The sequence below is a fragment of the Herpetosiphon sp. genome, assembly GCF_003512625.1.
Lineage (GTDB): Bacteria > Chloroflexota > Chloroflexia > Chloroflexales > Herpetosiphonaceae > Herpetosiphon > Herpetosiphon aurantiacus.
In genome coordinates this window covers 260-24,867 of the sequence record NZ_DOPT01000031.1, presented here as the reverse complement: position 1 = coordinate 24,867, position 24,608 = coordinate 260, and the positions used below count along the sequence as shown (strand labels likewise).

Genomic DNA, 24,608 nt, shown 5'->3' with positions numbered 1-24,608 from the left:
AATAGACATATCTTTATTTTCAGAATTAAGGCACATCAATGCGTATTCCAGAAGCAATTCAATGGATTGAACAATCGGGCAATGTTTTAGCCCAAGCCAAAATAACTCACATGCTTGAGGCAACTCCAGCAGATGACGAACTCCTTGATCAATTAGCCGCTTTGCAAAATGATGATGGTGGTTTTCCGCTGAATGGCGTGACTGGCCGTCCGAGCACACTCAACGATAGCTGCAACATTATTCGCCATTTTGTCGAACTTGAGGCTAGCGATCATCCGGCAGTAGCTGCGGCCAGCCGTTTTATTCTCGATGCCCAATCGCCGCGTGGCTGGTGGCGTGAAAACAGCAATTTAGCGATCTATAGCCCGCCCTTGTGGATGGATAGCGAGTCGGATGCAGCGCTGATCTATACGACTGCTGTTTGTTCGGCCAGCCTAGCCTTGTTGGATAACCCCGAAGTTAATGTGGCGGCGGATAAAGCCAATACATGGTTGCTCGGCCAAATTGCCAATAACGGCTTGTTGCCAGGCTTTCGAGTTGAGGCAACTGGTTGGGCTATGTTGGCAGCCGTTTTGTTGGGTCACCGCGAAAGTCGGCCAGTCAAGCGCATGTTGGGCGGCTTAGGCGATTTGCTTTCGACCGATTGGGATGCGCCAAGCCTTGCCGTAATGTTGAATGCAGCGGGCATTGCACGGATTCCACGGATGACCCGCGCCGTGACGCAGGCAATTAATTTGCTACGCAATTTGCAACAACCAAGTGGCGCGTGGCTCAACGAAAATGGTTTGCCCGATCCCTTGCTAACAGCCTGGATTGTGCGGATTGTACGGCGCTTCGGCTTACGGTGACGGCTCCCCGCACCCCCTATAAAAGTAATAATTAGGTGGGATTCTCATCTAGTTTGTTCTGCCCTCACCCCCTAGCCCCCTCTCCCGCCGAGCGAGCGAGGGGGAACCACTCAACCAAACGCCCCTCGCCCGCCGCCGTGGGAGAGGGGTTGGGGTGAGGGTATATACCTCCTGCTTATTTCGTTAAAACCTCTAATACCTCCAGCGAGTGGGGCAGTTTGGCGTGATCGTCCTAAAGGACTAGGGGCGACAGATCGAAAGATCATTTTGCGAATTTTGCAATTTTGGCATAATCGTGATTAATCGCTGCGAATTGCTGCAACTATTTTTTGCGGGTCAGCGTCTCAAGCAACAGAAGCCACGCTGATGGCAAGGAGTTGTATACTGTGGCCGAACCAACTACAGAAATTTTATATCGCGCTCAACGCAATGACCCCGAAGCAATGGGAGCATTGATTGTTAGCCAACAACATTATATTTACAACATCGCCATGAGCGTGATGCGCCAGCCCGAAGATGCCGCTGACCTAACCCAAGATGCTTGTATCAAGCTGTTGCGGGTGATTGGCCAGTATAATGGCGAAAGTCGTTTTACCACTTGGCTCTATCGTTTGGTGATCAACCTTGGGCGTGACGAGCTGCGCAAACGTGGCCGCCGTGCTCCAGAGATGCCACCAATGACCGATGACGATGGTGAAACCGTTGATCCATTATCGAGCATTGCCGATGATAACCGTTGGGCCGACCCGCAAGAAGTGGCAACCAACCACGAGTTGCGGGCCGAGGTAACCCAAGCCTTGGATAAACTGGAAGATCATTATCGTTTAGCATTAACGCTCTACTATTTTGACGATTTGCGGTACAATGATATTGCTGAAATTTTGGAAGTACCGCTGAATACGGTCAAAAGCTATATTCGCCGTGGTAAAGAGCGGCTTGCCTTGCTCTTAGGTGCCAATCAATCGGAAGCAATTTTGCCCGCCAAACGTGAACCTGTTACCGATGAACGGCCAAACCGCGGTCGCTTTGCATTTGCCCTAGGCTGGCGCTGAGGTGTGTCATGAAGCGTTGTGAACATCGTACCAACTATGATCTGCGTGAAGAAGCGCTTGATCCACAACTTACAGACCATCTTGCTGAATGTGAAAGCTGTGCGCAACGTGCTCGCCGCGCCGAAGCCTTCGATACTGTCGTGCGCTCAGCGATGATTACCAGTGTTCCCGATGATCTGACTGCCAAGCTCTTGGCCTTGGTGCCAGGTTTGATGCCACCAATGTTGGTGCGCAGCAAGCACTGGAAGTTGCAACGCCGCGCCTTCGTTGGCCTCAGTGGCTTTGCCAGCATCTTGGCGCTTGGTTTGCTGATCTACGGGGTGTATCTCTTGGCAAACACGGTTGGGGTTGGCGATTGGCTGGCGACTGCTAGCACGTGGCCTGGGGTTGCCATCGATTGGCTCTATCGGCATATTCCATCATCGCGCTCGTTTGTCGCCGCAATGATTGCCGTGCGCCAACCATTGCAATGGATGATTCTGTTGCTGCTGATTTGGCAAGTTTGGGAACGCATGCCTCTACCCAATAATCGACAAACCGCCTAAAAGCGTAACCCGCAAGTCAACTGGCTTGCGGGTTTTTTGATTTGGGGCTACGATGATCAACCGTTTATGGAATAGCTTGCTTGATCTCGTTTACCCGCCACGCTGCTATAGCTGTGGCAAGGCTGGCACGCAATTTTGCCCCGCTTGCTTTGCCGAATGTATTCCGCTGACTCCACCCCAACGACCGCAACCTTTAGCCGCCAATTCACCACTGGAACGCGCTTTGGGTATTTATCCGTTTCAAGGCAGTCTACGCGCTGCAATCCATGCCTTTAAATATCAAAATGCCCATCCCTTAGCCCAAATTTTGGCTCCATTGTTGTTTGATTTTTGTGCGTGGAACGATGTTGTGTTGATGCCTGTGCCATTGCATGGCGTGCGCAAACGTGAACGTGGCTATAATCAAGCTGAATTATTGGCGCGTCATTTGGCCAAAGCTTGGCAATTACCACTGAGCACCGATTTGCAACGGGTACGCGCTACCGAGCATCAAGTTGGGCAGCAAGCGCAGGCTCGTGCCAGCAATGTCGCCGGAGCATTTGCATGGCGTGGTCAACAGCCTGCCCCAAACCATGTATTGCTGATCGACGATGTGCTTACTACTGGCTCGACCTTTGAAGCTTGTGCTAGTGCATTAATTGCTGCTGGTAGTACAGCGGTCGAAGGTCTAGCGCTAGCCAAAGCGGTTATCAAGCCTGCGCCACCGCTTGATTCGCCTGAATAACGCTGGCCCAACGCAATAGTCGCTCGACTGCTCCTGCTGGTTGTTCAGGCAGATAGACATCGGCAATTGTCATGGCCCATTGTTGCAACTGCGGTCGGCGTTCAGCCTCAGGCCGCAACACACGGGTTGCACCTGCATAGGTTTTGGCGGCCCGTTGCCGTAATGTTGCGGCACTTACCCCATGATCAAGATAATCGTTGAATGCACTGCGCAGTTGTTCAATTGCCATATCGGTAAATTGAGCTGGGTGTTGCAAATTGTAGCTGGCAACAATCAAAAAGTGCTGAGCATGCAAGGCTGGGTCGTTATATTCCCAGGCGATTAATGCCCCTAATTGCTCCCAACAGTTGAAGCCTTCAACTAATGGAGCGCCGCATTCAAGGCAAAATTCAGTGGTTGGCATGGCTTACCTCATTCGGTATAATTAATCCTCAGCATACCTGCATTGAGTCGCAGCAAGATCTGCCGAACGAATGATTTTAGCGAGAGGGGTTGCCCATGCAGCGCGAAGTGACAACAACCTACCTTGAGATGTTGGCTATCAGCGAGCTTAAGCCAAGTTCACGCGATGAGCCAGCTTTTGGTTTTGCCCAAGTTCAGCGGATCAGCCCTGAACTCAATCGCTTTTTGTATACGGCGGTGGGTGGGCAGTGGTATTGGCTTGATCGGCTCGGCTGGTCGTATCAACAATGGCTCGATTATTTGCGCCAGCCTACAATTCAAACATGGCTCGGCACATATCAAGGTATTCCGATTGGCTATTGTGAGTTGGTGCAAGAGGCCGATGGTTCAGCCCAAATTGGCTATTTTGGCTTGTTGCCGCAATGGTATGGCCAAGGCTTGGGCGGGCTTTTACTCACTAAGGTTATTCAACAGGCTTGGCAATTAACCAGCTCGCGGGTTTGGCTGCATACTTGTACGCTCGATGGCCCAACGGCCTTAGCCAACTACCAAGCCCGTGGTTTTAAGCTCTATGATCAAAAAACTGAAGTAGTTGAGTTACCAAGCCAAGCAGCTGGGCCATGGCTTGGTGCATATTCCAATTCCATTTAAATATTGAGAGGATTAAGGTTATGATTAAACCATTTCGTTGGCTTAGTGTTGGGGTCGTGTGTGGGATTTTGATCGGCTGTGCTACAACTGTGCAACCAACTGCTACACCAGAGCCAACCACAGTACCAACTGCCATCAATAACCCACAGGAAGCGTGGCAACAATGGCCAACTGTATTAACTGATTCGTTTCGCGATAACCGCCATAAATGGATGGTTGGGCCGTTACAATCTGGTGATCTAACTGGGGAATTTGCTATTGGGCCAGATTTATATCAAATGGAAATGGACTTGAATGAAATATCAATTTTTCCTTCATTGATGCCAGAGTATCGTGTTGATCGTGAAAAAGGCTTTTATGTAAGCGTTGAAGCGAAATCAATGGTGAAGCTGAACAGTAGCTATGGTTTAGTATTTTTATCACAAAGAAAAAATAATGCAAAAATAGTTATAGATATTAATGAATACTATTTTGAAATCACTGGTAATTACTATCGATTACTTTATTACGAACAGAATAATTGGAATGAGATAATTGCTTCAACAAACTTACCAAAGAAATCGGAACATGGATTTGATCGTTTAGGAGTTTTAGTACAAGGTGAGACAGTTACATTACTTTTTAATGATACCTACCTGACTGATATTGAGGTTGATGATTTGTTCAAATCGGGTCTGTTTGGTCTAGTCTGTGGTGCTTATCAACCTAAAGTAAGCCAAATTTGCGAATTCGATAACCTTGAAGTGCGTATGCCTGAGTAGTTGACAGCTATGCTAGAGTAACGAGGATTTTGTTTGGAGGTTGCTTTAATGGCTGATCACGCTGCGTTGATGATTTTAATTGCTGGGCCCTATCGTTCTGGCACTGGCGACGATCCAGCTAAAATTGCGGCCAATGTTCATTTGATGGAATCGTATGTGTTGCCATTGTTCAACGCTGGTCATTTGCCAGTGCTTGGCGAGTGGTTGGCGCTGCCAATGGTTGATTTGGCTGGCTCTAAACGGATTGGCGATGAGATCTTTAATGCGGTTTTTCACCCAATTGCTGAGCGCTTGGTGATTCGTTGCGATGCGGTGTTGCGGGTTGGTGGCCCTTCAGCAGGCGCTGATCAGATGCTTGAACTGGCCAAAGCTCATGGTCGCCAATGTTTCGAGCGTTTGCAAGATATCCCTAACTGTAGCGAGCTGATCGATCCCCAAGAATATTAGGAATACTGCTCGATGAGTGCAAATAGCGAATGGCCTGAATTAAACGCTCAATCCAATGCTGTTTGGGAAACGAACGCTGAGCATTGGGATAACTCAATGGGTCAGGATGGCAATCGGTTTCATTTGCAATTGGTACGGCCTGCAATGCTGAGTTTATTGGAATTGCAAGCGGCGCAACGTGTGCTTGACATTGGTTGTGGGAACGGTCTCTTTGCGCGACATTTGGCTGAATTGGGGGCAATGGTGCTGGCAGTCGATGCTAGCACCAGCCTAATCGAACGTGCCAAGCAGTATCCAAACCCGGCTACGCTTGAATATCAGGTTGTTGATGCTACTAATTTGGCCCAATTATTGGCGTTAGGTGCTAGCAGTTTTGATGCTTTAGTTTCGACGATGGTGCTGATGGATTTGCCCACGATTGAGCCGTTATTTCAAGCAGCAGCCAAATTGCTCAAATCGCAAGGCCGTTTTGTGCTGGCGACAGTCCATCCATGTTTTCAAACCCCGCACAACCGCAAAATTGTCGAGCAATTTGAGAATGCGCAAGGCGAGGTCGAAACCCATTCACGGCTACAAATTGGCAATTATCTCACGCCAACGGTGCATCAAGGGGTTGGGGTAGCTGGTCAGCCAAGTGCCCAATTCAATTTTCATCGGTCGCTCACAAGCTTACTGGGCATTGCATTTGCAGCAGGATTTGTGGTTGATGGATTGCTAGAGCCGCGCTATCCAACAGGTACAACCAGCACCCACCCATTTTCATGGGCCAATTTTAGCGAAATTCCGCCAGTTTTGGTACTGCGTTTGCGCCTCGCTAATTGACTACCAATTTAATGAATGTCGAATGTCCAAAATCGCATTATAATAATGATTATCTATTGCGCAAAAGGAGCGTCATGATGATGAATATTGAAGATTTTTTTGAATTTCGTGCGGATGGGGCAATTCGGATTCGCGGGCATCGGATTGATCTTGCCCATATTTTGCCCTATTATCATGATGGATACAGTCCTGAGATGATCGGCCTAGAATTTCCATCATTACCCTTAACAACGATTTATGCTGCGATTCTATATTACCTTAGTAACCAAGTTCGCGTTGATGCTTATATGGAAACCTATTTTGCCTCGGCTCAAGCGGCAATTACAGCCCATGAAGCTCAAGCAACTTCACCAGTTTCCCAACGCTTGGTGATGCGGCGTAATCAAGCAGCATAAACATACTCCTCTCTCAAAATTTCTCTGATCCTATTCAATAGCTTATATTTTCTAAACTGGTCCAATTTCTCGATCAAACCAACGGCAACAAATCGCGTAAATCGTGCAGAATTGGACAATCGGCTTTGGGAATGCGCTTGTGACGGTCGATTAACGCCGCTTGCATGCCAACTGCGCGTGCGCCCAATACATCAGCATAATAACTATCGCCAATATGAATAATCTGATCAGCGGCAACGCCAGATCGCTTGATTGCCAGTTGATAGAGGTCGGTCATGGGTTTGGCATAGCCAGCATCCGCCGAAATAACCGCAAAATCGAAGTAAGGCAACAGTTTGTTGTAAGTCAGAATTGGCCGTAAACTGCTGGCCCAATCCGAGACAATCCCAATGCGGATGCCTTTAGCATGCAAACTATCGAGGGTTTCGCGCACATCGTTGAAGGGAACCCAATTTTCGGGCTGCTCATAGTGCGCAATCAAACGATCGCCAAGCCGTGCGTGATCCAGCGAGGGATCGATTTGATCGAATAGATGTTGATAGAATTCGAGCCAAAGCGTGCGAATTGTGGCATCGGAACTCCAATCGTTATTATCGAGCGAATGATAACGCTGATGATACCAACGATTGGTGGCCTTGCGGGCATCGCGAATCAAATTAGGTTCAACCTGCAAACCTAATTCTTGCAGCACCTCGCCAATTAAATCGTGAGCATCAACCCGCTCATCGAGCAACGTAAAGCCTACATCAAAACAGACTACCGGAAAACGCAGCATCGCAACCTCAATTTAATAAATAACAGGGACACGGAAATGTCCGTGTCCCTGAGAGTCGGTTGGCTTCGCTCAGAACTAACCGAAGAAATCGACGTTCTTTTGGGTGTATGAGGCCCATTGTTCGGGTACACTGTCGCTTGAGAAAATTGCGCTGACTGGGCATTCTGGTTCACAAGCGCCACAATCGATACATTCGTCGGGGTTGATATAGTATTGGTCTTCACCTTCATAGATACAGTCAACTGGGCAAACTTTGACACAGGCTGAATCTTTGGTGCCGACACATGGTTCTGCAATTACGTAGGCCATTGTTGATACTCCTTCGCGCTGAGGCGTAAACTTCATACTTGTTTTCTATAGTTAGTGTAGCAAGCTCCTCGCCATGCTTCTGTAACTTTAGTCACATAATGAGAATGATTCTAATAAAGACGGTAAAATCAGGCTTTTTAGTCTATATTCAAGCTATTCCGATCTTTATTTATCTTCCCCCTTCGTGCTCTTCGCGTTCTTCGTGGTTGCGTGCTCACGAAACCCTTGACCCTTCATGATCTCTGTGATTGCTCGTCGCCCGATCCCCGACCCCCAACAACCAACCCCTAACTTCTACTAACTAGCCTCGTATCTAGGGAACCCACTTGCCTCAATATGCTACAATAGCCCAATTATGTAATTGTTCCTGCAATGAGGGTAGTGCATGTCAACCTATGTCATCGACGGACAGGAACTGCATATCCGCGATAATCGCCGTAATGCCCCCGTCGCCTTATTAATTCATGGCTGGTCGAGTTCATGGTTTACTTGGACTCCCCTGTTGCAAGCTCTGGGCACACGCTATTCGTATATGGCGGTCGATTTGCCTGGCTATGGGCGGTCGCCTGCGCCCAAACACCCAATTACCATCGATTGGTATGCCGATTTGATGGCCAAATTGATCGAGGAAGCCAGCGATCGGCCTGTCGTGGTGCTTGGGCATTCGATGGGCGGCCAAATTGCCATGACTTTAGCCCTGCGCCACCCGATGCTGGTCGAACGTTTGATTTTGCTCAATCCAGTGGTCAGCGGGCGACTATCAACCTTTATCAATTTGTTTGTGGCTCCGCATATTTTGCTCGAACGCACGCGATTGGGCGGCAAAATTTTGAGTTATCTCGAAAATACGCCGTTAAGCTATATCAATCAATTGATGAAGCCGATTCTCTTTGCTGAACGCGCCGCAATTTCGCAGCAAGATTATGATCGGATTCGCGCTGATGCGCGGCGGCCAGGCCAAGGCAGAGTTCGCGCCGCTTGCTACGAAGCGATGAAAATGGGCGATCTGCGTGGCAAACTCAAGCAAATTCAGCCGCCAGCTCAAGTGATTTGGGGTGCTGAGGATAATACTGTGCCGTTGCGTGATGCTGGTGCGGTAGCCGACGAATGGCCGCAAGCTGATTTGCGCTTGATTCCAAATGCTGGGCATTGGCCGCATTTTGAGCAATATGAAACCACGATGCGCTATATTGCCTCATTTTTGGGCTTGCCAATTTTGCCAAGCCTGCCAAACGATCAAGTACAACAGCAGCGTGATCTTGATGTTGGAGAAATTGCCCAGTTCCTCTCGAATACTGAGTTAGGCCAAGATTTAAGTGAATCGCAGCGCTTACGGGTGGCGGGCTTGTGTCATCAACATCATTTTGCCCCGCAAGATGTCTTGGCGCTCGAAGATTCGAGCGGCGATGAATTATTTATTGTGCAAGATGGCCAAGTTGATGTCTTGGTGCGAATCAGCAATGAACTTGGGATCGAGGAATCGCGGCGGGTTAATGTGCTAATGGCGGGCCAAATCGCTGGCGAAATGGCCTTGATTCAAGGCAAAGGTGGCCGCCGTACCGCCGATTTACGCGCTGGCAAGTCGGGCGCAACCGTGCTGTCGATCGATAGCCGCTATCTGTTTGCTTTGTTTGAAGATGATGCCTCGTTGGGCCTGAAGTTGATGCAAAATCTGGCTCGCTCGTTGGTGCAACGGTTGCGGGTGCAAAATTGGCAATTGCAACTAGCTGAACAACGCGCCGAAGTTCATCGCTAAACAACCGCAAAATCATGACTTTTGGCTTGAACGCTACTGTTTTACCGGTGGCGTTTTTCGTGTACCATTTGCCATGAACCACAAATTGTAGGGTGTTGTGTATGAATCGTCAACGAATGATTGGGCTGGGTGGCCTGCTTGGGCTAGCACTATTGATCTTAATCCTGCCAAACAGCCGTTTTTGGTTTGCGGCGCTGGTTTGTGCGTTGGCTCCAGGCTACGTGCTCGAGCGCTGGCTGGATTTGGATTTAGCGCCATTGGTGCGACCAAGCCTATGGATTGGGCTAAGCCTGGCAGTTTGGCCGTTGGGCTATTTATGGCTGACCACGCTTGGTTTATCGCTGAGCACTGGTATGATCACGTTGATTGCCTTTGGCCTGCTGGCTGGCGTAGGTTGGCGTTTATGGCGCGAGGGCGAGCGACCTTGGGCCTTGCCAGCGCCAGTGCCAATTCTTGGATTGGCGTTATTAATTGTGACCTTCGCGATTAGCACTAGAATTAGCCATATTCGCAACGTAGCTTTTCCTCCGTGGGTCGATTCGCTGCACCATGCCACGATTATGCGAGTGATTGCTGAAAGCGGCCAAGTGCCCTACTCGTTGCGCCCCTACATGCCAGTTGATAATTTTGGCTATCACTGGGGCTTTCACGCCACGGCAGCCACGATCTACAATCTGAGTGGCATGAGCATTCCCCAATTTATGCTGTGGTATGGTCAATTCTTGGGTGTGTTGGTGGTGATTTCGGTTGGCAGCGCGACGATTGGCCTAACCAAAAGCCCGATTGCTGGCCTAGCCGCCGCCACCATGACGGGCTTTATCTCGATTATGCCCGCTTATTACCTGAGTTGGGGCCGTTACACCTTGCTTTCGGGTTTGGCGATGGTTCCAGTGGTGTTGCTGTTGGCGTGGGTTGCGCTTGATCGACCTGATCGCAAAGGCCTTATTTTGCTAACGCTCGTGGTTGGTGGGCTACTGCCAACTCACTTTGTGGCGGCTGGCTTTGCGTTGTTATGGTGTGTCGCAGTTTGGTTGGGCCGCGATGTTTGGACCGAGCAGCGTTGGCAAATCTTGGGCAAGCAAGCGGCATCAGTCGGCATGGCGATTTTGTTGATGTCGCCATGGCTGGCCCTATTGATTCGTGAAATTCAGCCTGCTGGCAGTGGCACACCCAAGCAATTGATTGGCGGCGGCTACAACACCTATGAAGCTGCCAAAGGCTTGTATTGGACGTGGAATAACCTTTTGCTCTTCTTAGTAGGTTTGTTGGCGGCTTGGATTGGCTTGTTTCAACACTGGCGTTTAGTGTTGATCAGCTTTTTATGGGCTAGCCTTGTCATGCTGTTTGCTAATCCAGTGGTAATTGGCTTGCCCTACCTCTCGTTTTTCAACAACAACATTGTGGCCTTAGCAATCTTTTTGCCGATTAGTTTGTGGTTTGGCTTTGGGGTTGCTTCATTAGACCAAGGCTTGAGCAAACATCTCAAACAGGGAGTAGCCCGAGGTTGGCGGGCGATTCGCACCGCAATTTTGGCAATAACCGTGCTGATTTCGGCTACCAAAATGCACAGCGTAATCAACGATGGTACGATTATCGCCAAAGCTGATGATTTAACTGCCCTGAATTGGATTGTGCAGCGCATTCCCAAAAATGCGCGGTTTGCGATTAATACCGAAGGTTGGTTGTATAACGTGGCCCGTGGCAGCGATGGTGGCTGGTGGATTTTGCCCTATGCTGGCTTGCAAGTGAGCACACCGCCAGTTGTCTACAACCAAGGTACAGCTGAGTATATTGCGGCGGTTGAGGCTGAAACCAGTTGGTTGCGCAATGCCAACGAAAAAAGTGCTGCTGAATTGGCTCAGTGGATGCGTGAACATAACTATGATTACGCCTATGCTACCACCAATGGCAAAATCTTCAATCAAGCCAAATTAGCCAATACAGCTGAATTTGAGCTGGTCTATGAAAATGCAAGTGTGGCGATTTATCTGCGGAGATAGTTGGGGCTAGCGCCAAGCCTAGCCCCATCGATGCGGCTCAGGCAGCGGGAATCGCTGAGTAGGGCAAAAGGTCGTAGCGTTCTTGTAAGCGGTCGATATACATCATTTGATAGAGCACTGCATCTTCAATGTGATCGTGGCGTTGGCGAAGTTGCTCCAACTCCTGATGCTTGCTCGGATCGGGCGTATCGCATACGTGTTGTTCTAAATCGGCGACAGCATGTTCAAGATCATCGAGTTCCCACACAAGATCTTGCAGTTTGCTGCGCTCATCCTTGAGTTGACGCAAAAGTTGGGTATGGGCAGCAGGCAATCGCATATGCATCGGAAAAACCTCTTGGGATAGTGAAATAGCCAGTGCGTAAAGCTAAGAAAGTGCAATAGGTTACTTAACAACCATGCTACTGCTATCATATCATGTTCCGACAAGAGACTTTGGTATGATTCGCGGGCCGACAATGGGGGATGCCGCTGCAAAGGGATGGGAGCGTTCCCTCACCCTAACCTCTTGCCCACTGTTGCATGATAGGACGATTCCCCCTCGCCTGCTGGTTGGGAGAGGGGGCTAGGGGGTGAGGGCGTAAATGTGATTATTTAGCCATTTCGCCTTCACCGATCCGACCACCGTAACGGCGTTCGCGATTGCCAAAATTGCTGACGGCCTCGCGAAACTGGTCGGGGCCAAAATCGGGCCACAGCAGCGGGGTCATATAATATTCGCTATAGGCGGCCTGCCAAATCAAAAAGTTGCTTAAGCGTTGCTCGCCACTGGTGCGCACAATCAAATCGGGGTCGGGAATGCCCGATGTATACAAGTGCCCAGCGATCATCTCATCGCTAATATCCTCAGGATTGATCCCCTTAGCCACGATTTCGCGCACTGCATTGACGATATCGGCGCGACCACCATAGTTGAAGGCTACCGAGAGCGTCAAGGCGGTATTATTGGCAGTCATGGTAATGGCATTTTGAATTTTCTTGGCGAGCGCCGAATCGACCCCTTCGAGCGTGCCCAGCAAGTGCAAGCGTACCCCTTCAGCATGCAACTCGCGCAACTCACGATCAAGATATTCGGCCATAATGCGCATTAATCCGCGCACTTCCCACGATGGGCGCTTCCAATTTTCGGTTGAAAAGGCATAAATCGTGAGATAGGGAATGCCTAGGGAGATAGCCTCGCGCACAATTCGTTTGATATTACCAGTTCCAGCATGATGCCCTGCCAGACGGGGGAGTCCACGGCCTTGTGCCCAACGGCCATTGCCATCCATTATTATTGCGACATGTCGAGGTGCGACAGTAGTTTCAAGTTGTTGTACGGTCATAGATCTAAAGACCTCATCAATTTAAGCGTTTGTCTAGCATTCGTTGTAGGGTAACGAATATACTACCATTGTTGCAAGCACTCGCGTGCAATTTATGCGAAACTAGCCTTGATCGACGATTTTAGGCAAGTGAGGGCATTGCGATGTTGCTGAAAGGGCTTATTTTGGGGTTTTCGATTGCCGCACCAGTTGGGCCGATTGGGGTGTTGTGCATTCGACGTAGTTTAATTCATGGACGGTTGGCGGGCTTTTTATCAGGCTTGGGAGCGGCAACTGCCGATGGTTTGTATGGCATGTTGGCAGCGTTTGGTTTGGCGGCAGCCCTCAACAAACTTGACCAAGATTCGGGCTGGTTGCTGGGATTACGGATTATCAGCGGCCTATTTCTCGGCTATTTGGCGATCAAGACCATGCTAAGTCGTCCGGCGACCGAAGCAGCGCATGCCAAAGCCGATAATTTATGGGCGATGTATGCCTCGACGCTCTTCTTGACCTTGACCAACCCTTTGACGATTTTATCGTTTGCGACAGTTTTTGCTGGCTTGGGAATTACGGCCTATGGCTGGGATAGCGTGTGGTTGGTGCTGGGCGTGACCACGGGTTCGGCTTTATGGTGGTTGTTGTTGAGTGGCAGCGTGAGCTTATTGCGTGAGCGAGTGCAAGCCTATAGCGTTTGGATCAATCGAATTTCTGGCTTGATTATTTTAGGCTTTGCGATTGCGGTATTGCTGGGATAAAGCAGTTAAATCAAAAGCGGGTGTTGGTTTGCGCCAACACCCGCGATTTCAAAACTATTGTTTACCCATTTTTGCTTTCAAAGCGGCCAATTCATCTTCGACAGCAGTATCGCGTTCGAGGTCGGCAAAGCGAGTTTCGAGCGAGCTACCTTCAAGTTTCGACATAGCATCGGCTTGAGCCAAGCGATCATCGACCCGTTCTTCCATTTGGGATAATTTATCCATCGCATTGAGGTTGCCCAAGCCTTGAACCGTGCGTTGAATCGCTTCTTGGGTTTCGGCGCGATTCTTCTTGGCGATAATCAATTCTTTCTTGGCTTTGGCTTCCGACAAGCGTGATTCAAGACTGACCAAGGCTTTTTGCAGTTGCTCAACTTGTTCGTCTTGTTGTTCGTATTGTTGGCGATAGGTATCAGCCATTTTTTGAGCATTGGCTTTGCGGCCTAAGGCAGCTTTAGCCAATTCATCGTCACTTGCGCGAACCGCAGCTTCAGCCTTGGATTGCCATTGATCAGCTTCGGTTTGGAATGTCACCATTTTGTTGTGCAATTTGGTTTCATCGGCCATGGCGGATGCAACAGCGGTTTTGGCTTCGTACAGTTGTTCTTGCAATTGCCGCATGTACTCGTTGACCATTTTTTCAGGGTCTTCGGCCTTATCCAACATCGCATTGAGATTAGCGCTAACCAGGTCGCGAACACGGCTCAACAACGACATAGGAATTCCTCCTTAGCTAAACACAAAGACTGTGTGAACTTCATTCTAGCACACCGCGCTGGCGGTTCTCAAGTGGTACGAAGCGCTTTTCCAAAAAGTTACAAAGGCTTTTTGGATGGTGTGCCAACCGTGCGTGGATAGGTCAATGGGGTTGAAGCTACTTTGTCTACGACAACAAGTGAACGGACAGGTTCAGCTGGAATGGTGACGTTATAGACCGCCCGTAATTGACCTCCAAGAATGGTTATGGCCTGCTCAGCATCTTGCACTTCTGGCTCAATCTCAAAACCTTTGGGTGCAAGCCACATGCCACCAACTTGGCACAAGGGTAGACAATACTCGGCGAGGGTCGCCAAATTGGCAACAGCCCGAGCGGTAACCAGCGCAAAATGCTCGCGCCAGCGCCGTTCGCGGCCCACAACCTCGGCCCGTTCGACCTCAACCAACACCCGCTCAAGCTGTAATTCTTGGGCCACATGGCGCAAAAATTCGGCCTTCTTGCTGATCGATTCGATCAGCAATACTTCGGTTTCGGGCCATAAAATCGCTAAAGGAATACCTGGCAAGCCCGCGCCTGAGCCAATATCGGCCAAACTGGCGGGAGCTTGCTCGCAGGTCGTCGCTAACGAAAACGAATCCAACAGGTGGCGGCGGGTTGCTTCGGGCAAGGTCGAGGGCGCAACCAAATTCATGCGCTCACTCCATTGCGTCAGCAACGCCACGTAGTGCTCCAAGCGGTCGATTTGGCTGGTGCTAAGGGTTAGTTGCCACTCAGCCAAGGTGGTTTGTAATAGTTCACGATCGATCATTTTTGTTTTGATAACCTATAGTGCATTTCAGCTTGCTCATATAAGCCTAGATTATCATAAACCCGCCCAATTGCTGCATGGAGTTGTTGCGGACGACGGCTGGTTGGCAAGGCTGCCTTCCATTGTTTAACTGCTGCAGCAGGAAAATCGCGGTCGCTATACATCTGGCCAAGCCGTTCGCGATCAAGCTTGCGTTCGGGCGTAAGAAAATTCTCGAAGGAATGACCACACTCGCAGATCCAGTTTTCGCGCACATCGAGCACATGCCCACAATTGGGGCAATCGAAGGTTTGCTCAGTGCCACAATTGCTACATTCACCAGTGCTTTGGGTCGGTGTGCCACAAAATGCGCAGGGCGCTTCGAGATTTTGCGGCGGCTTGGGCACATTCGTTGGCATATTGCCAAGCACCGGAGCTGGCTCAGGCGTTACTTCAGTGACCATTGGGGCAAAACCAAAGCCAGCCATTGGCTGATCAAGCTCGATTGGCACTGGCTCGAACATGGCCGCAGGTGGCTCTTCGAAACTAGCCATGCTGCTGATAGGCGCTGCTGGCGTTGGGGTTGGGGCGACTGGTGGCGGTGCTGGTGGCGGTGCTGGTGGCGGTGCTGGTGGCGGTGCTGGTGGCTCAAACGTCGAAAGAAAATCGGCAGCTTCGCTTTGGGCTAATTCTTCCAGCCCGCGTCGTGCCGCAGTATTATTGGGATTGATCGAAAGCACAAGTTGTAAGCAGTCGCGCTTTTGGGTGCGGGTTTCGACGACTCCACTGAGCCAAAGCCAAGCGGACTCGTTTTTGGAATCGGTAAGGAGTACTTTTTGGAGATGCTGGCGAGCTAGCTCACGCTGGCCTGCTCGCACAGCAGCGATGCCTTTGGCAAGTTCATCATCGATTGTCATAACGGTAATCCATCGCTAAAGAGACATTCATTGGCTATTTTCAAGGATACACCGATTTTGACATAGATTTGGCTTGATGCAAGTAAAGATTGGCTAAGGAATTAGGATTGAGCCACTTGGCGGTGAAACTCGGCCTCTTGGTTGCGACCAATCTTATCGTAGGCTTGGGCCAATTTTCGGTGCAACATCACCACATGCGAGCCATCTTTGAGTGCTCGATCCCATTGGCGAGCAGCAGGTTCCCAGCGCTCCATCAAGGCATAGCGCTGGCCTAGCCCTTCGTGATCGATGCCATCGGGAAAGAAAATGTAGTGACGTAACCCTTCGCCGCATGGGCAGCGAGTGGTTTCCCATAAGTTTATTGTACTATCACATGAGGGGCAGGTGAGGATGATATTTTCGCCACAAACTTGGCAATCGAGCTTGCTACTATCGGTATTCGCTTGGCAAAATGGGCATTGAATCAGGTTGCTGCTGGCAGCGGCGATCGCCACAATTGGCGTTGGCTCAGGCATTGACGGGGCTGGTTTGTTTTGCACTTCAAGGGCCGCAATGCCGCGTTGCGCGGCTTCGTTGCTTGGGTTGATCAACAAAACCCGTACAAGGCAATCGCGGCGTTGTTCAGGCGTATCGACAATCGCACTCATCCAGAGCCACGCTAGTTCGTTCCGTGCATTTAGCGCAATCACTTGGGTCAGGAAATCACGGGCTGCTGCACGTTGGCCTGCTTTGGCGGCAGTAATACCTTCAGCCAATAAATGCGTTTCATGCACGGACGACATAGGAACTCCTTCTATCTATAATCTAACGTGGTTCGAGTGCGATCCATTCTTGCACTGGGCTAGCCACGTCGCTGCTTGGTTGATGGTGTTGTAATTCCCCAGCGTGGAATGATGATCGAATGAATGGCCCAGCAAAGGTTGCTCGAAAGCCCAATTGCTGGCCATGGTCGCGATACAAGCCATAACGCTCGGGAGGAATATATTCGCTCACTGCCACATGGTTCAGTGATGGTTGTAAATATTGGCCAATCGTGACCAGTTCAACCCCAACATGCTTGAGATCATCCATAGTTTGGTAGATTTCGTCGGTTGTTTCGCCTAAACCCACCATAAACCCCGATTTAGTTGTAATCTGCGGGGCAAACTCACGACTACGAGCTAATAATTCGAGCGATCGATCATAATCGCCTTGGGGCCGCACACTCTTAAACACGCTACGAACAGTTTCGATATTGTGATTGAGCACATGTGGTTCGGCATCCAATACCGTTTTGAGCGCTTCGGCCTCGCCTTTGAAATCAGGAATCAAGACCTCAACTTCGGCTTCGGGTAAGCGTTGACGAATCGCGCTGATGGTGCGGGCAAAGTGGCGAGCGCCGCCATCCTTGACATCATCGCGAGCAACGGCGGTAACTACCACATACTTCAAGCCCAAGCGAGCAGCGGCTTCGGCGACATTGCTCGGCTCGCGTGGATCAAGCGGAAAAGGCTTGCCAGTCGTGACATCGCAATAATGGCAACGTCGAGTACAACGATCGCCGCCGATCATAAATGTAGCAGTGCCATGGCCAAAGCATTCGGCAATGTTGGGGCACGATGCTTCTTCACACACAGTATTCAGATTCAAATCACGCAGTAATTGACGGACATTACGCAACTCTGGTGAAAGCACAGGTTTGCGTAACCACTCTGGTTTACGCTGACGATGCGGTGTTGATGGCATACCAACCTCACGTTAAGCAGCACATGCAGCATTGCAAGTGACGGCAGACGAATGTGGTACCAGCTTGCCTTTAAGCCAGCGATAACCCTCACTCGCTATTGTAAAAAATTATTTAAGCCATTGCGATAACCCAAAAGCACCACTTTAGGCCAGCGGTGATCCTGCCCATATGGGGGACATTGCAACGAATTCTAGGGCAGACTAAAGCCAAAAAGGGTAGGATTAAGCTTGGCAATTTGCGCCAAGTATAGCACGAAGTTGGTGTATTCAACTAAGCGGCTGTGCTATAATTTAACGAGATGCGGCAAGCAAGGAATATGGAACTTCATGGCCAAACAACGTACAATTTTCGTCTGCCAACAATGTGATGCGCAGTTTCCCCGTTGGATGGGTCGTTGTACCGAATGTGGTTCGTGGGATAGCTTGGTTGAACAGGTTATCGCAAAATCAGCAGGTACGACAGGCGGTAGTACTCGTTCACCTATTGGAGTGAGCGAACCATTACGCCTGCCCGATATTCAACTTGGCGATGTTCAACGCTTGCCAGTTCGTGGCAGCGAATTTGCTCGCGTGCTTGGTGGCGGGATTGTGCCAGGCTCGTTGGTGCTGATTGGCGGCGATCCTGGGATTGGTAAATCGACGCTCTTGCTCGAACAAAGTGCTGCTTTGGCGGAAACTGCTGGCGATGTGTTGTATATCTCAGCGGAAGAATCGCAGCAGCAGATTAAGCTCCGCGCCACCCGTTTGGGCTTATCGGCGCAGCGTTTATATATTTTGGCCGAAACCAGTCTTGATACGGCGATTGCCACAATTGAACGCATGAAGCCAGTTTTGGTGATCGTCGATTCGATTCAGACCGTGTATAGTGAGAGTGTGACCTCGGCGGCAGGCAGTGTTTCGCAGGTGCGCGAAGGTGCGCTACGGCTTCAGCGAGTTGCAAAACAACACAATATTTCAATTATGCTGGTTGGCCATGTGACCAAAGAAGGCGCGATTGCTGGGCCACGGGTGCTTGAGCATATTGTTGATGTGGTGTTGTACCTTGAGGGCGAACGGTTTCATCAATATCGCTTATTGCGCAGCGTCAAAAATCGCTTTGGCTCAACCAATGAAGTTGGGGTTTTCGAGATGAATCAAGGTGGCATGGTCGAGGTGACCAATCCATCGCAGATTTTCTTGGCCGAGCGTAGCACCAACTCGCCTGGCTCAGCGGTAGCAGTGATGTTAGAAGGCACGCGACCCTTGTTATTGGAAGTGCAAGCCCTGACCAGCCATACTGCCAATGCCCAACCGCGACGAACGGCCAACGGCTTTGATCAAAATCGCTTGGCGATGATCATTGCGGTGCTCTCAAAACGGGTTGGTGTGCCATTGTTCAATCAGGATATTTATGTTAATGTGGTAGGCGGTTTGAAAGTGACCGAGCCAGCGATCGATCTAGCGGTGGCTACGGCAATAACTTCATCATTTCGCAACCAGCGGGTTGAACCAAATACCGTTTTAATTGGTGAAATTGGGCTTTCGGGCGAGTTGCGTTCGGTAAGTCAGCTTGATCGACGTTTGAATGAAGCCGCCAAGCTGGGTTTTCATAATGCAATCGTGCCGCAGATCGATGCCTTACCGCAGATCGATGCGTTTCAGGTTACTGGCATTCGTTCATTGATTGAAGCAGTGCGAGCTGCTTTAATTGGTGCGCCGCGACCATCACCTGGTGAGCCGCCAACGGCAAAGGCAACAACTGATACTAATGATGATTAAGCGTGAATTGTGGATGTGCTCACGAGGAGATTTATGACGATTTCGGAAAAAAAGGCTGTGGCTGTAAACAGAAATCGCTTACTTAGCATTGATTTTTGGGTGCGCATTTTGGGGATGGTCGTGCTTGGCTATATTGGCTGGTATTTTGGCTCTAGCTCGGCCAGCAATCCACGAACAAGCGATGAAACCTTAGCCATGCAGCTACTCACACTTTCGGGGGCTGGCTTGGGTTTATTGATATCCCATCGGATAACCTTATACCCAATTCGCAATATCAACCAACGCTTGCGTCGTAGCACGGCTCAAGAGTTGATTGCCTTGGCGCTGGGATCATTATTGGGTGTGATGCTCGCAGCATTATTATCCATCCCCCTAAGCCAACTACCTGGTCTTTTAGGCAGCTATTCGCCGGCACTTGCCAGTTTCTTTATTATCTACTTTTGTGTTGTAGCCTTCGAGTATCACAAGAAAAATCTGGTTAATTTTGGGGTTTCGCTGCAAACACCCAAAGTTCGCGCAGTTAAAGAAGCTGTCCCAATGCGTCGAACCTGTTTGGTTGATACAAGCGCCATTATTGATGGTCGAGTTTTGGCGGTTGTACGCAGTGGGTTTCTTGATGGGATTTTGGTTGTGCCGCGCTTTGTGCTCAACGAATTGCAATTATTGGCCGATTCGAGCGATGATATGAAGCGGATGCGCGGTCGCCGTGGCTTGGATATGCTCGAAGAAATTCGCAAAGATGATCAATTGCGGCTCGAAATGCCCAACGATGATATTGCCAATGCGCGTGGCGTTGACCAGAAGTTGGTGACCTTGGCGCTGCAAGATGGTCATGCCTTGATTACCAACGATAAGAATTTGAGCCAAGTTGCTGAATTACAAGGCGTGCAGGTACTCAATTTAAATGTGCTTTCCGATGCGGTACGCCCACCCGTTGGGGCTGGCGAAATGTTGGTTGTGAAAGTGCGTGAAGAAGGCCGCGAGCGCGAACAAGGCATTGGCTACCTCGAAGATGGCACTATGGTAGTCGTCGAAGATGCCCGCGAACGGATCGGTGATGAAGTTCGGGTGATCGTCAGCCGGGTCTGGACGAACGATCGTGGTCGCATGGTCTTTGGGCGAATTATGGGCAGTGCTGGAGCATTTTACGGGGGCAAAAACGATGCGGGCAATTATCCAGCGCGTAGCTAATGCCAGCGTTACCGTTGCTGAGCAGATTGTCGGCCAAATTGAGACTGGCTTGTTGGTGTTGCTGGCAGTGAGTCCTAGCGATACTAGCGACGATTTGCAAAAACTTGCTGATAAGATCCTCAATTTGCGGATTTTTCCTGATGCCCACGATCGTTTTGATCGCTCGTTGATTGATTGCCAAGGCCAATTACTGGTGGTTTCACAATTTACGTTGTATGCCGACACGCGCAAGGGTCGCAGGCCATCGTTTACTGGGGCGGCGGCTCCAGCGTTGGCTGAGCCAATGGTTGACCAATTTATTGCCTATTGTCGTGGACAAGGCATTACGACGGCGAGTGGTCAATTTGGCGCAGCGATGCAGGTTCAACTGATTAATGATGGCCCAGTCACGATTATTTTGGATACAGCGGAGTGGCAGCATGGCCGAGGTTGATGATTCTGAGCAGGTGTTGGTGCAATTGGCGCAGAGCTTGCATCGCCATCGCCTGAGCGGAGTCGCACAGTTGTTTCTACGCTCGGGCCATGTTGCTAGCATTGTTTTGAGCCAACTGTGTTTATTTGGTCAAACCTTCGTGCCAAGCCCGCTACGACAGCGCCTCGCAAGCTATGCGAACGCCTTAGAAACCGAGGCCAGTTGGCAACGGTTAATTGAGCATCTGAACGCCCTGGAAAGTTGACAAAGGATTAACGATGGGCTACACTCAGCGCAATTACGCCTATCTGCCTACTTGCTACAAGCTGTGTCAGTTGTGAGGGCCAACCCGTGTCTCCCTTTGAGATTCTCGTCGTGTCACTCATCTTAACCCTAGCAATTGCCTTGCCCTTTGTCTATGCACGGCTAGTTACTGGTGGACGTAAGATTAACCGCCGCCCGCTTCCCCCCATTGATCTGATTAATAGTGCGTTGGCACGTTCTGCTGAAACCGGTCAACCGATCCATGTTTCACCAGGCAGTGGTTCGCTTGATGGCTCCACGATTAACCCAGAAACGTTGGCTGGCTTAGTATTGGCGCAGCGCATCACCGATATTGCAGCACGGCGTGGGGCTGGAATTGCAGCTTCAAGCGGTGACCCAATTGCCCATTTGGCCTTGCGTGGTACTATTCGGCGTGCCTATCGCGATGCTGGCTACAGCGAAGATTATCGGCCTGAGCTGATTCAGCTGTTGGCTGCTAACGACCCCATCGCGTTTTCAGCTGGGCTCAGTAATCGGATTACCAGCGAACCCATGGAGGCGAGTATCACGGTTGGTTCATTTGAACAAGGCTATTTGTTGTTTGCGGAGCCAGGCCGTGCCCATAACATTTTGCAAATCGCTGGAACCACCGATCAGCAAGCCCTGACCGCAGCATTATTGACTGCCAATGGTACCTTATTGGGTGAGGAAATCTATGCTGCTGAGGCCTATATTACCCCAACACCCTTAGGATTTGCCCGCATCTTAACCCATGATGTCCTCCGTTCGGTCATTATTGGGGTCATTATTCTTGGGATTATTTTGGTTTCTTTAGGCCAATTAGCAATCTTGCCACAAGATTTTCCATTGCTGCCTAGATAAAGGATGGGTGGGATGCGTCGAATTGACCTGCTCCGCAATCCAAAGCGCTTAATTCCTATTTTGATCGGCAGCGTTGCCGGTATTTTCGTTTTAATCGATCGCCTTTTTCCGGGGATTGATAGTATTAACAATGGCAGTCAAATTTTGCTCAGTTGGGCAACGGTTATTGCTGCTTTTGCGCTGATTGCTGGTTCAATCAATGTTATTATTCATCATATTAAACGTTTAGCATCAACCGATCCCAAACGCTGGTATAGTATTGCGCTGCTGTTGGGGGTGATTATCCCGCCTGCGTTGGCCGTCTATGGCTATACGACCCAAGGCCGAGCCAATGTCTTGGAATTAGGGTTATTTCAAGATGTTATTCGCTGGGTTTATGCTCCAATCAGTATTAGCCTCTTGGCCTTGCTGACATTTTTTGCTTTAACTGCGGCGATCCACGCCTTTGGTGCTGGGCAGCGCGAAGCAATTATCGTGGTGAGCGTGGCCTTGGTATTTTTGCTCTTGCAGTTGCCATTGTTGGCAGGTTTGCCGTACTTGGGTGAAACCGTAGGCTGGATTCAACGCTACATTGTGATGGCGGGTCTGCGCGGTCTCATTTTTGGCTCGGCGATTGGTGCTATTGTTGCAAGTATTCGCATCTTACTCGGGATTGATCTCCCGTATTTGGATCGCTAGGAGGCGGCCTCAATGAATTGTCCTCGCTGTGGCACGCCCAATACTCCTGATCGCCAATTTTGTGGGCAATGTCAAGCGCCATTGGCTGTAACGCCAAGCGCTAGCAATGATCTACCACCATGGTTGCAAGATCTCGATCAGCAACAAACAGTTGTGCCTGCTAAACGTGGCACATCGAGCCTACCACCGTGGTTGCAAGAAGCAAGCCCACCGCCGCCAGTTGCTGCGAATGCCGAGAGCTTGCCGCCTTGGTTACAAGAATCGGCAGCGCCAATCCCCGCGCCGAATGTTGCACCAGCACCCGCCAATAGCGAAGAGCTTCCACCATGGCTCCGTGATTTGCAAGCAACTGCTCCTGCCTTGCCTGCTGACGAACCATTGCCAAATGCTCCACGCTCCGAACAACCCTTGCCTAATTGGTTATCCGATTTGCAGTCAGGTTCAACTCCGCCGCCACCCACACCAGTGGTCAACGCTGATGTGCCGTCGTGGTTGCAAGGCTCGGTCGAGACAACCCCACCAGCGCCTAAGCCCAGTGCCAACGCTGATGTGCCATCGTGGTTGCAAGAGCCAGCGTTGCCCGCCGCTCCCGCCCCAACGCCAGTAGCGCCAAGCGCTGATGTGCCGTCGTGGTTGCAAGAACCAGCATTGCCCGCCGACCCTGCCCCAACACCAGCAGCACCAAGTGCTGATGTGCCGTCGTGGTTGCAAGGCTCGGTCGAGACGACCCCACCAGCTCCCAAGCCCAGTGCCAACGCCGATGAAGAGCCTATGCCAGCATGGTTGCAGCAGTTGCGACCGAGTGAACCAGCACCACCACCAGGTATTGCCTCGTTTGTGGAAGATAATGAAGAACCTGTGATTGCGCGACGTGGTGGGACTGGCAATTTGCCCGATTGGCTCAAAGATTTCGATACCGAGCCACCTGTGGTGCAATTATCAGATGTCGATCTCGATGCAGCTGGGCCAAGCGATGATGTGCCACCTTGGCTCAAGCCTGCAACAGCTCCATTAACTTCGCCAGCAGCCCCAGCGGCAAGTAGCGGAGTGCCAGCGTGGATGCAAGCCGATTCCGCCCCACCAGCACCGCCAGCGGCTCCGGCAGCAAGCGCAGGGGATGATGTGCCGTCGTGGTTGCGCGGGGATTTAGATGTCGTGCCGCCAGCGGCTCCGGCAGCGAGTGGCGATGTGCCGTCGTGGTTGCAAGCTGAATCAGCACCACCAGCGGTTCCAGCAGCAAGTGCAGGCGACGATGTGCCAGCGTGGTTGCGCGGGGATTTAGATGTCGCGCCGCCAGCGGCTCCGGCAGCGAGTGGCGATGTGCCGTCGTGGTTGCAAGCTGAATCAGCACCACCAGCGGCTCCAGCAACAAGTGCAGGTGACGATGTGCCAGCGTGGTTGCGCGGGGATTTAGATGTCGCGCCGCTAGTGGCTCCAGCTGTGAGTGCAGGGGATGATGTGCCAGCGTGGATGCAAGCCGATTCCGCCCCACTAGCCCCGCCAGCAGCAAGCACAGGCGACGATGTGCCAGCATGGTTGCGCGAGGATTTGGATGTCGCAGCGCCAGCCGCCCCAGCAGCAAGTGGCGATGTGCCCGCGTGGATGCAAGCCGACGCAGCGCCGCCAGCCCCGCCAGCAGCAAGCGCAGGCGACGATGTACCAGCATGGTTACGCGGGGATTTGGATGTCGCAGCTCCGCCAGCAGCTCCGGCTGCGAGTGCAGGGGA

29 protein-coding genes are annotated in these 24,608 nt (G+C 50.7%); 19 read left to right on the top strand and 10 right to left on the bottom strand.

All coding sequences use genetic code 11. The annotated features are described in order from the left end of the window. Positions 1-38 precede the first annotated feature (38 nt). From DEF47_RS07490 to DEF47_RS07475, 4 genes are all read left to right on the top strand, one after another. Positions 39-848 carry a prenyltransferase/squalene oxidase repeat-containing protein gene (locus DEF47_RS07490; RefSeq protein WP_012187722.1) on the top strand — a complete coding sequence of 270 codons (810 nt, stop codon included), beginning with the start codon at positions 39-41 and terminating at the stop codon, positions 846-848. 386 nt (positions 849-1,234) lie between these two features. Next, a complete protein-coding gene (locus DEF47_RS07485) occupies positions 1,235-1,900 on the top strand; it encodes an RNA polymerase sigma factor (RefSeq protein WP_012187723.1) in 666 nt (221 codons plus the stop codon). 8 nt (positions 1,901-1,908) lie between these two features. Further along, positions 1,909-2,445: a hypothetical protein gene (locus tag DEF47_RS07480; protein WP_012187724.1), complete on the top strand. Its 537-nt coding sequence runs from the start codon at positions 1,909-1,911 to the stop codon at positions 2,443-2,445. 52 nt (positions 2,446-2,497) lie between these two features. Then, positions 2,498-3,169, top strand: coding sequence for a ComF family protein (locus DEF47_RS07475; RefSeq protein WP_012187725.1), 672 nt, complete (start codon positions 2,498-2,500; stop codon positions 3,167-3,169). On the opposite strand, the gene DEF47_RS07470 is transcribed toward DEF47_RS07475, so the two are convergent. Then, positions 3,135-3,572 (bottom strand): DUF5946 family protein, encoded by a 438-nt coding sequence (locus DEF47_RS07470; RefSeq protein ID WP_012187726.1) that lies wholly within the window; start codon positions 3,570-3,572, stop codon positions 3,135-3,137. The genes DEF47_RS07475 and DEF47_RS07470 overlap by 35 nt on opposite strands. Before the next feature lie 95 nt (positions 3,573-3,667). Here DEF47_RS07470 and DEF47_RS07465 point away from each other — a divergent pair, with 95 nt between their 5' ends. The 5 genes from DEF47_RS07465 (at position 3,668) to DEF47_RS07445 (ending at position 6,647) form a co-directional block, all read left to right on the top strand. Further along, positions 3,668-4,222, top strand: a complete 555-nt coding sequence (locus DEF47_RS07465) for a GNAT family N-acetyltransferase (protein ID WP_012187727.1) — start codon at positions 3,668-3,670, stop codon at positions 4,220-4,222. 20 nt (positions 4,223-4,242) lie between these two features. Beyond that, complete coding sequence (locus DEF47_RS07460) at positions 4,243-4,983, top strand: hypothetical protein (protein WP_012187728.1); 741 nt, start codon at positions 4,243-4,245, stop codon at positions 4,981-4,983. A 48-nt stretch (positions 4,984-5,031) separates the two neighbouring features. Further along, entirely contained in the window at positions 5,032-5,430 is a 399-nt protein-coding gene (locus tag DEF47_RS07455) for a hypothetical protein (RefSeq protein WP_012187729.1), read from the top strand. 12 nt (positions 5,431-5,442) lie between these two features. Continuing rightward, positions 5,443-6,252: a class I SAM-dependent methyltransferase gene (locus tag DEF47_RS07450; RefSeq protein ID WP_012187730.1), complete on the top strand. Its 810-nt coding sequence runs from the start codon at positions 5,443-5,445 to the stop codon at positions 6,250-6,252. Between the two features lie 74 nt (positions 6,253-6,326). Beyond that, a complete protein-coding gene (locus tag DEF47_RS07445) occupies positions 6,327-6,647 on the top strand; it encodes a DUF433 domain-containing protein (protein ID WP_012187731.1) in 321 nt (106 codons plus the stop codon). A 73-nt stretch (positions 6,648-6,720) separates the two neighbouring features. Here the strand turns inward: DEF47_RS07445 and DEF47_RS07440 are convergent, their stop codons facing one another. Together DEF47_RS07440 and DEF47_RS07435 are read right to left on the bottom strand one after the other, a co-directional pair. Next, on the bottom strand, positions 6,721-7,422 hold the full coding sequence (locus DEF47_RS07440; protein WP_012187732.1) for an HAD-IA family hydrolase: 702 nt from the start codon (positions 7,420-7,422) through the stop codon (positions 6,721-6,723). Positions 7,423-7,497: 75 nt separating this feature from the next. After that, on the bottom strand, positions 7,498-7,731 hold the full coding sequence (locus tag DEF47_RS07435) for a ferredoxin family protein (protein ID WP_012187733.1): 234 nt from the start codon (positions 7,729-7,731) through the stop codon (positions 7,498-7,500). Positions 7,732-8,116: 385 nt separating this feature from the next. Between DEF47_RS07435 and DEF47_RS07430 the strand changes: the two genes are divergently transcribed. Both DEF47_RS07430 and DEF47_RS07425 read left to right on the top strand, forming a co-directional pair. Beyond that, entirely contained in the window at positions 8,117-9,487 is a 1,371-nt protein-coding gene (locus DEF47_RS07430) for an alpha/beta fold hydrolase (protein WP_012187734.1), read from the top strand. 101 nt (positions 9,488-9,588) lie between these two features. Beyond that, complete coding sequence (locus DEF47_RS07425) at positions 9,589-11,487, top strand: hypothetical protein (protein WP_012187735.1); 1,899 nt, start codon at positions 9,589-9,591, stop codon at positions 11,485-11,487. 37 nt (positions 11,488-11,524) lie between these two features. Here DEF47_RS07425 and DEF47_RS07420 read toward each other — a convergent pair whose 3' ends face one another. Together DEF47_RS07420 and uppS are read right to left on the bottom strand one after the other, a co-directional pair. After that, positions 11,525-11,812: a hypothetical protein gene (locus tag DEF47_RS07420; protein WP_012187736.1), complete on the bottom strand. Its 288-nt coding sequence runs from the start codon at positions 11,810-11,812 to the stop codon at positions 11,525-11,527. A gap of 265 nt (positions 11,813-12,077) precedes the next feature. Next, the gene (gene uppS, locus DEF47_RS07415) at positions 12,078-12,812 is read right to left on the bottom strand and encodes an undecaprenyl pyrophosphate synthase (RefSeq protein WP_012187737.1); all 735 of its coding nucleotides are present in this window, start codon (positions 12,810-12,812) and stop codon (positions 12,078-12,080) included. Positions 12,813-12,955: 143 nt separating this feature from the next. On the opposite strand from uppS, the gene DEF47_RS07410 reads away from it, so the two are divergent. After that, positions 12,956-13,549: a LysE family translocator gene (locus DEF47_RS07410; protein WP_012187738.1), complete on the top strand. Its 594-nt coding sequence runs from the start codon at positions 12,956-12,958 to the stop codon at positions 13,547-13,549. A gap of 54 nt (positions 13,550-13,603) precedes the next feature. Here DEF47_RS07410 and DEF47_RS07405 read toward each other — a convergent pair whose 3' ends face one another. The 5 genes from DEF47_RS07405 to lipA all read right to left on the bottom strand — a co-directional run bounded on the left by DEF47_RS07405 (position 13,604) and on the right by lipA (position 17,696). Next, positions 13,604-14,266, bottom strand: coding sequence for a PspA/IM30 family protein (locus DEF47_RS07405; RefSeq protein ID WP_012187739.1), 663 nt, complete (start codon positions 14,264-14,266; stop codon positions 13,604-13,606). Between the two features lie 98 nt (positions 14,267-14,364). Continuing rightward, complete coding sequence (rsmG, locus tag DEF47_RS07400; protein ID WP_012187740.1) at positions 14,365-15,075, bottom strand: 16S rRNA (guanine(527)-N(7))-methyltransferase RsmG; 711 nt, start codon at positions 15,073-15,075, stop codon at positions 14,365-14,367. Beyond that, positions 15,072-15,971: a zinc ribbon domain-containing protein gene (locus DEF47_RS07395; RefSeq protein ID WP_012187741.1), complete on the bottom strand. Its 900-nt coding sequence runs from the start codon at positions 15,969-15,971 to the stop codon at positions 15,072-15,074. Before DEF47_RS07395 ends, rsmG begins: the two co-directional genes overlap by 4 nt. Positions 15,972-16,072: 101 nt before the next feature. Beyond that, on the bottom strand, positions 16,073-16,753 hold the full coding sequence (locus DEF47_RS07390; protein ID WP_012187742.1) for a zinc ribbon domain-containing protein: 681 nt from the start codon (positions 16,751-16,753) through the stop codon (positions 16,073-16,075). Between the two features lie 22 nt (positions 16,754-16,775). After that, entirely contained in the window at positions 16,776-17,696 is a 921-nt protein-coding gene (gene lipA / locus DEF47_RS07385) for a lipoyl synthase (protein WP_012187743.1), read from the bottom strand. A 327-nt stretch (positions 17,697-18,023) separates the two neighbouring features. Between lipA and radA the strand changes: the two genes are divergently transcribed. The 7 genes from radA to DEF47_RS07350 form a co-directional block, all read left to right on the top strand. Beyond that, a complete protein-coding gene (gene radA / locus DEF47_RS07380) occupies positions 18,024-19,454 on the top strand; it encodes a DNA repair protein RadA (protein WP_012187744.1) in 1,431 nt (476 codons plus the stop codon). A gap of 33 nt (positions 19,455-19,487) precedes the next feature. After that, positions 19,488-20,645 carry a PIN/TRAM domain-containing protein gene (locus DEF47_RS07375; RefSeq protein ID WP_012187745.1) on the top strand — a complete coding sequence of 386 codons (1,158 nt, stop codon included), beginning with the start codon at positions 19,488-19,490 and terminating at the stop codon, positions 20,643-20,645. Beyond that, a complete protein-coding gene (gene dtd / locus DEF47_RS07370; RefSeq protein WP_012187746.1) occupies positions 20,617-21,078 on the top strand; it encodes a D-aminoacyl-tRNA deacylase in 462 nt (153 codons plus the stop codon). Before DEF47_RS07375 ends, dtd begins: the two co-directional genes overlap by 29 nt. Further along, positions 21,065-21,322: a hypothetical protein gene (locus DEF47_RS07365; protein ID WP_012187747.1), complete on the top strand. Its 258-nt coding sequence runs from the start codon at positions 21,065-21,067 to the stop codon at positions 21,320-21,322. Before dtd ends, DEF47_RS07365 begins: the two co-directional genes overlap by 14 nt. 110 nt (positions 21,323-21,432) lie before the next feature. Beyond that, entirely contained in the window at positions 21,433-22,203 is a 771-nt protein-coding gene (locus DEF47_RS07360; protein WP_287045050.1) for a DUF6754 domain-containing protein, read from the top strand. Positions 22,204-22,215: 12 nt separating this feature from the next. After that, positions 22,216-22,881 (top strand): hypothetical protein, encoded by a 666-nt coding sequence (locus DEF47_RS07355; protein ID WP_012187749.1) that lies wholly within the window; start codon positions 22,216-22,218, stop codon positions 22,879-22,881. Between the two features lie 12 nt (positions 22,882-22,893). Further along, positions 22,894-24,608, top strand: a 1,715-nt coding sequence (locus DEF47_RS07350; RefSeq protein ID WP_287045049.1) for a zinc ribbon domain-containing protein, incomplete at its 3' end; no start/stop codon positions are given.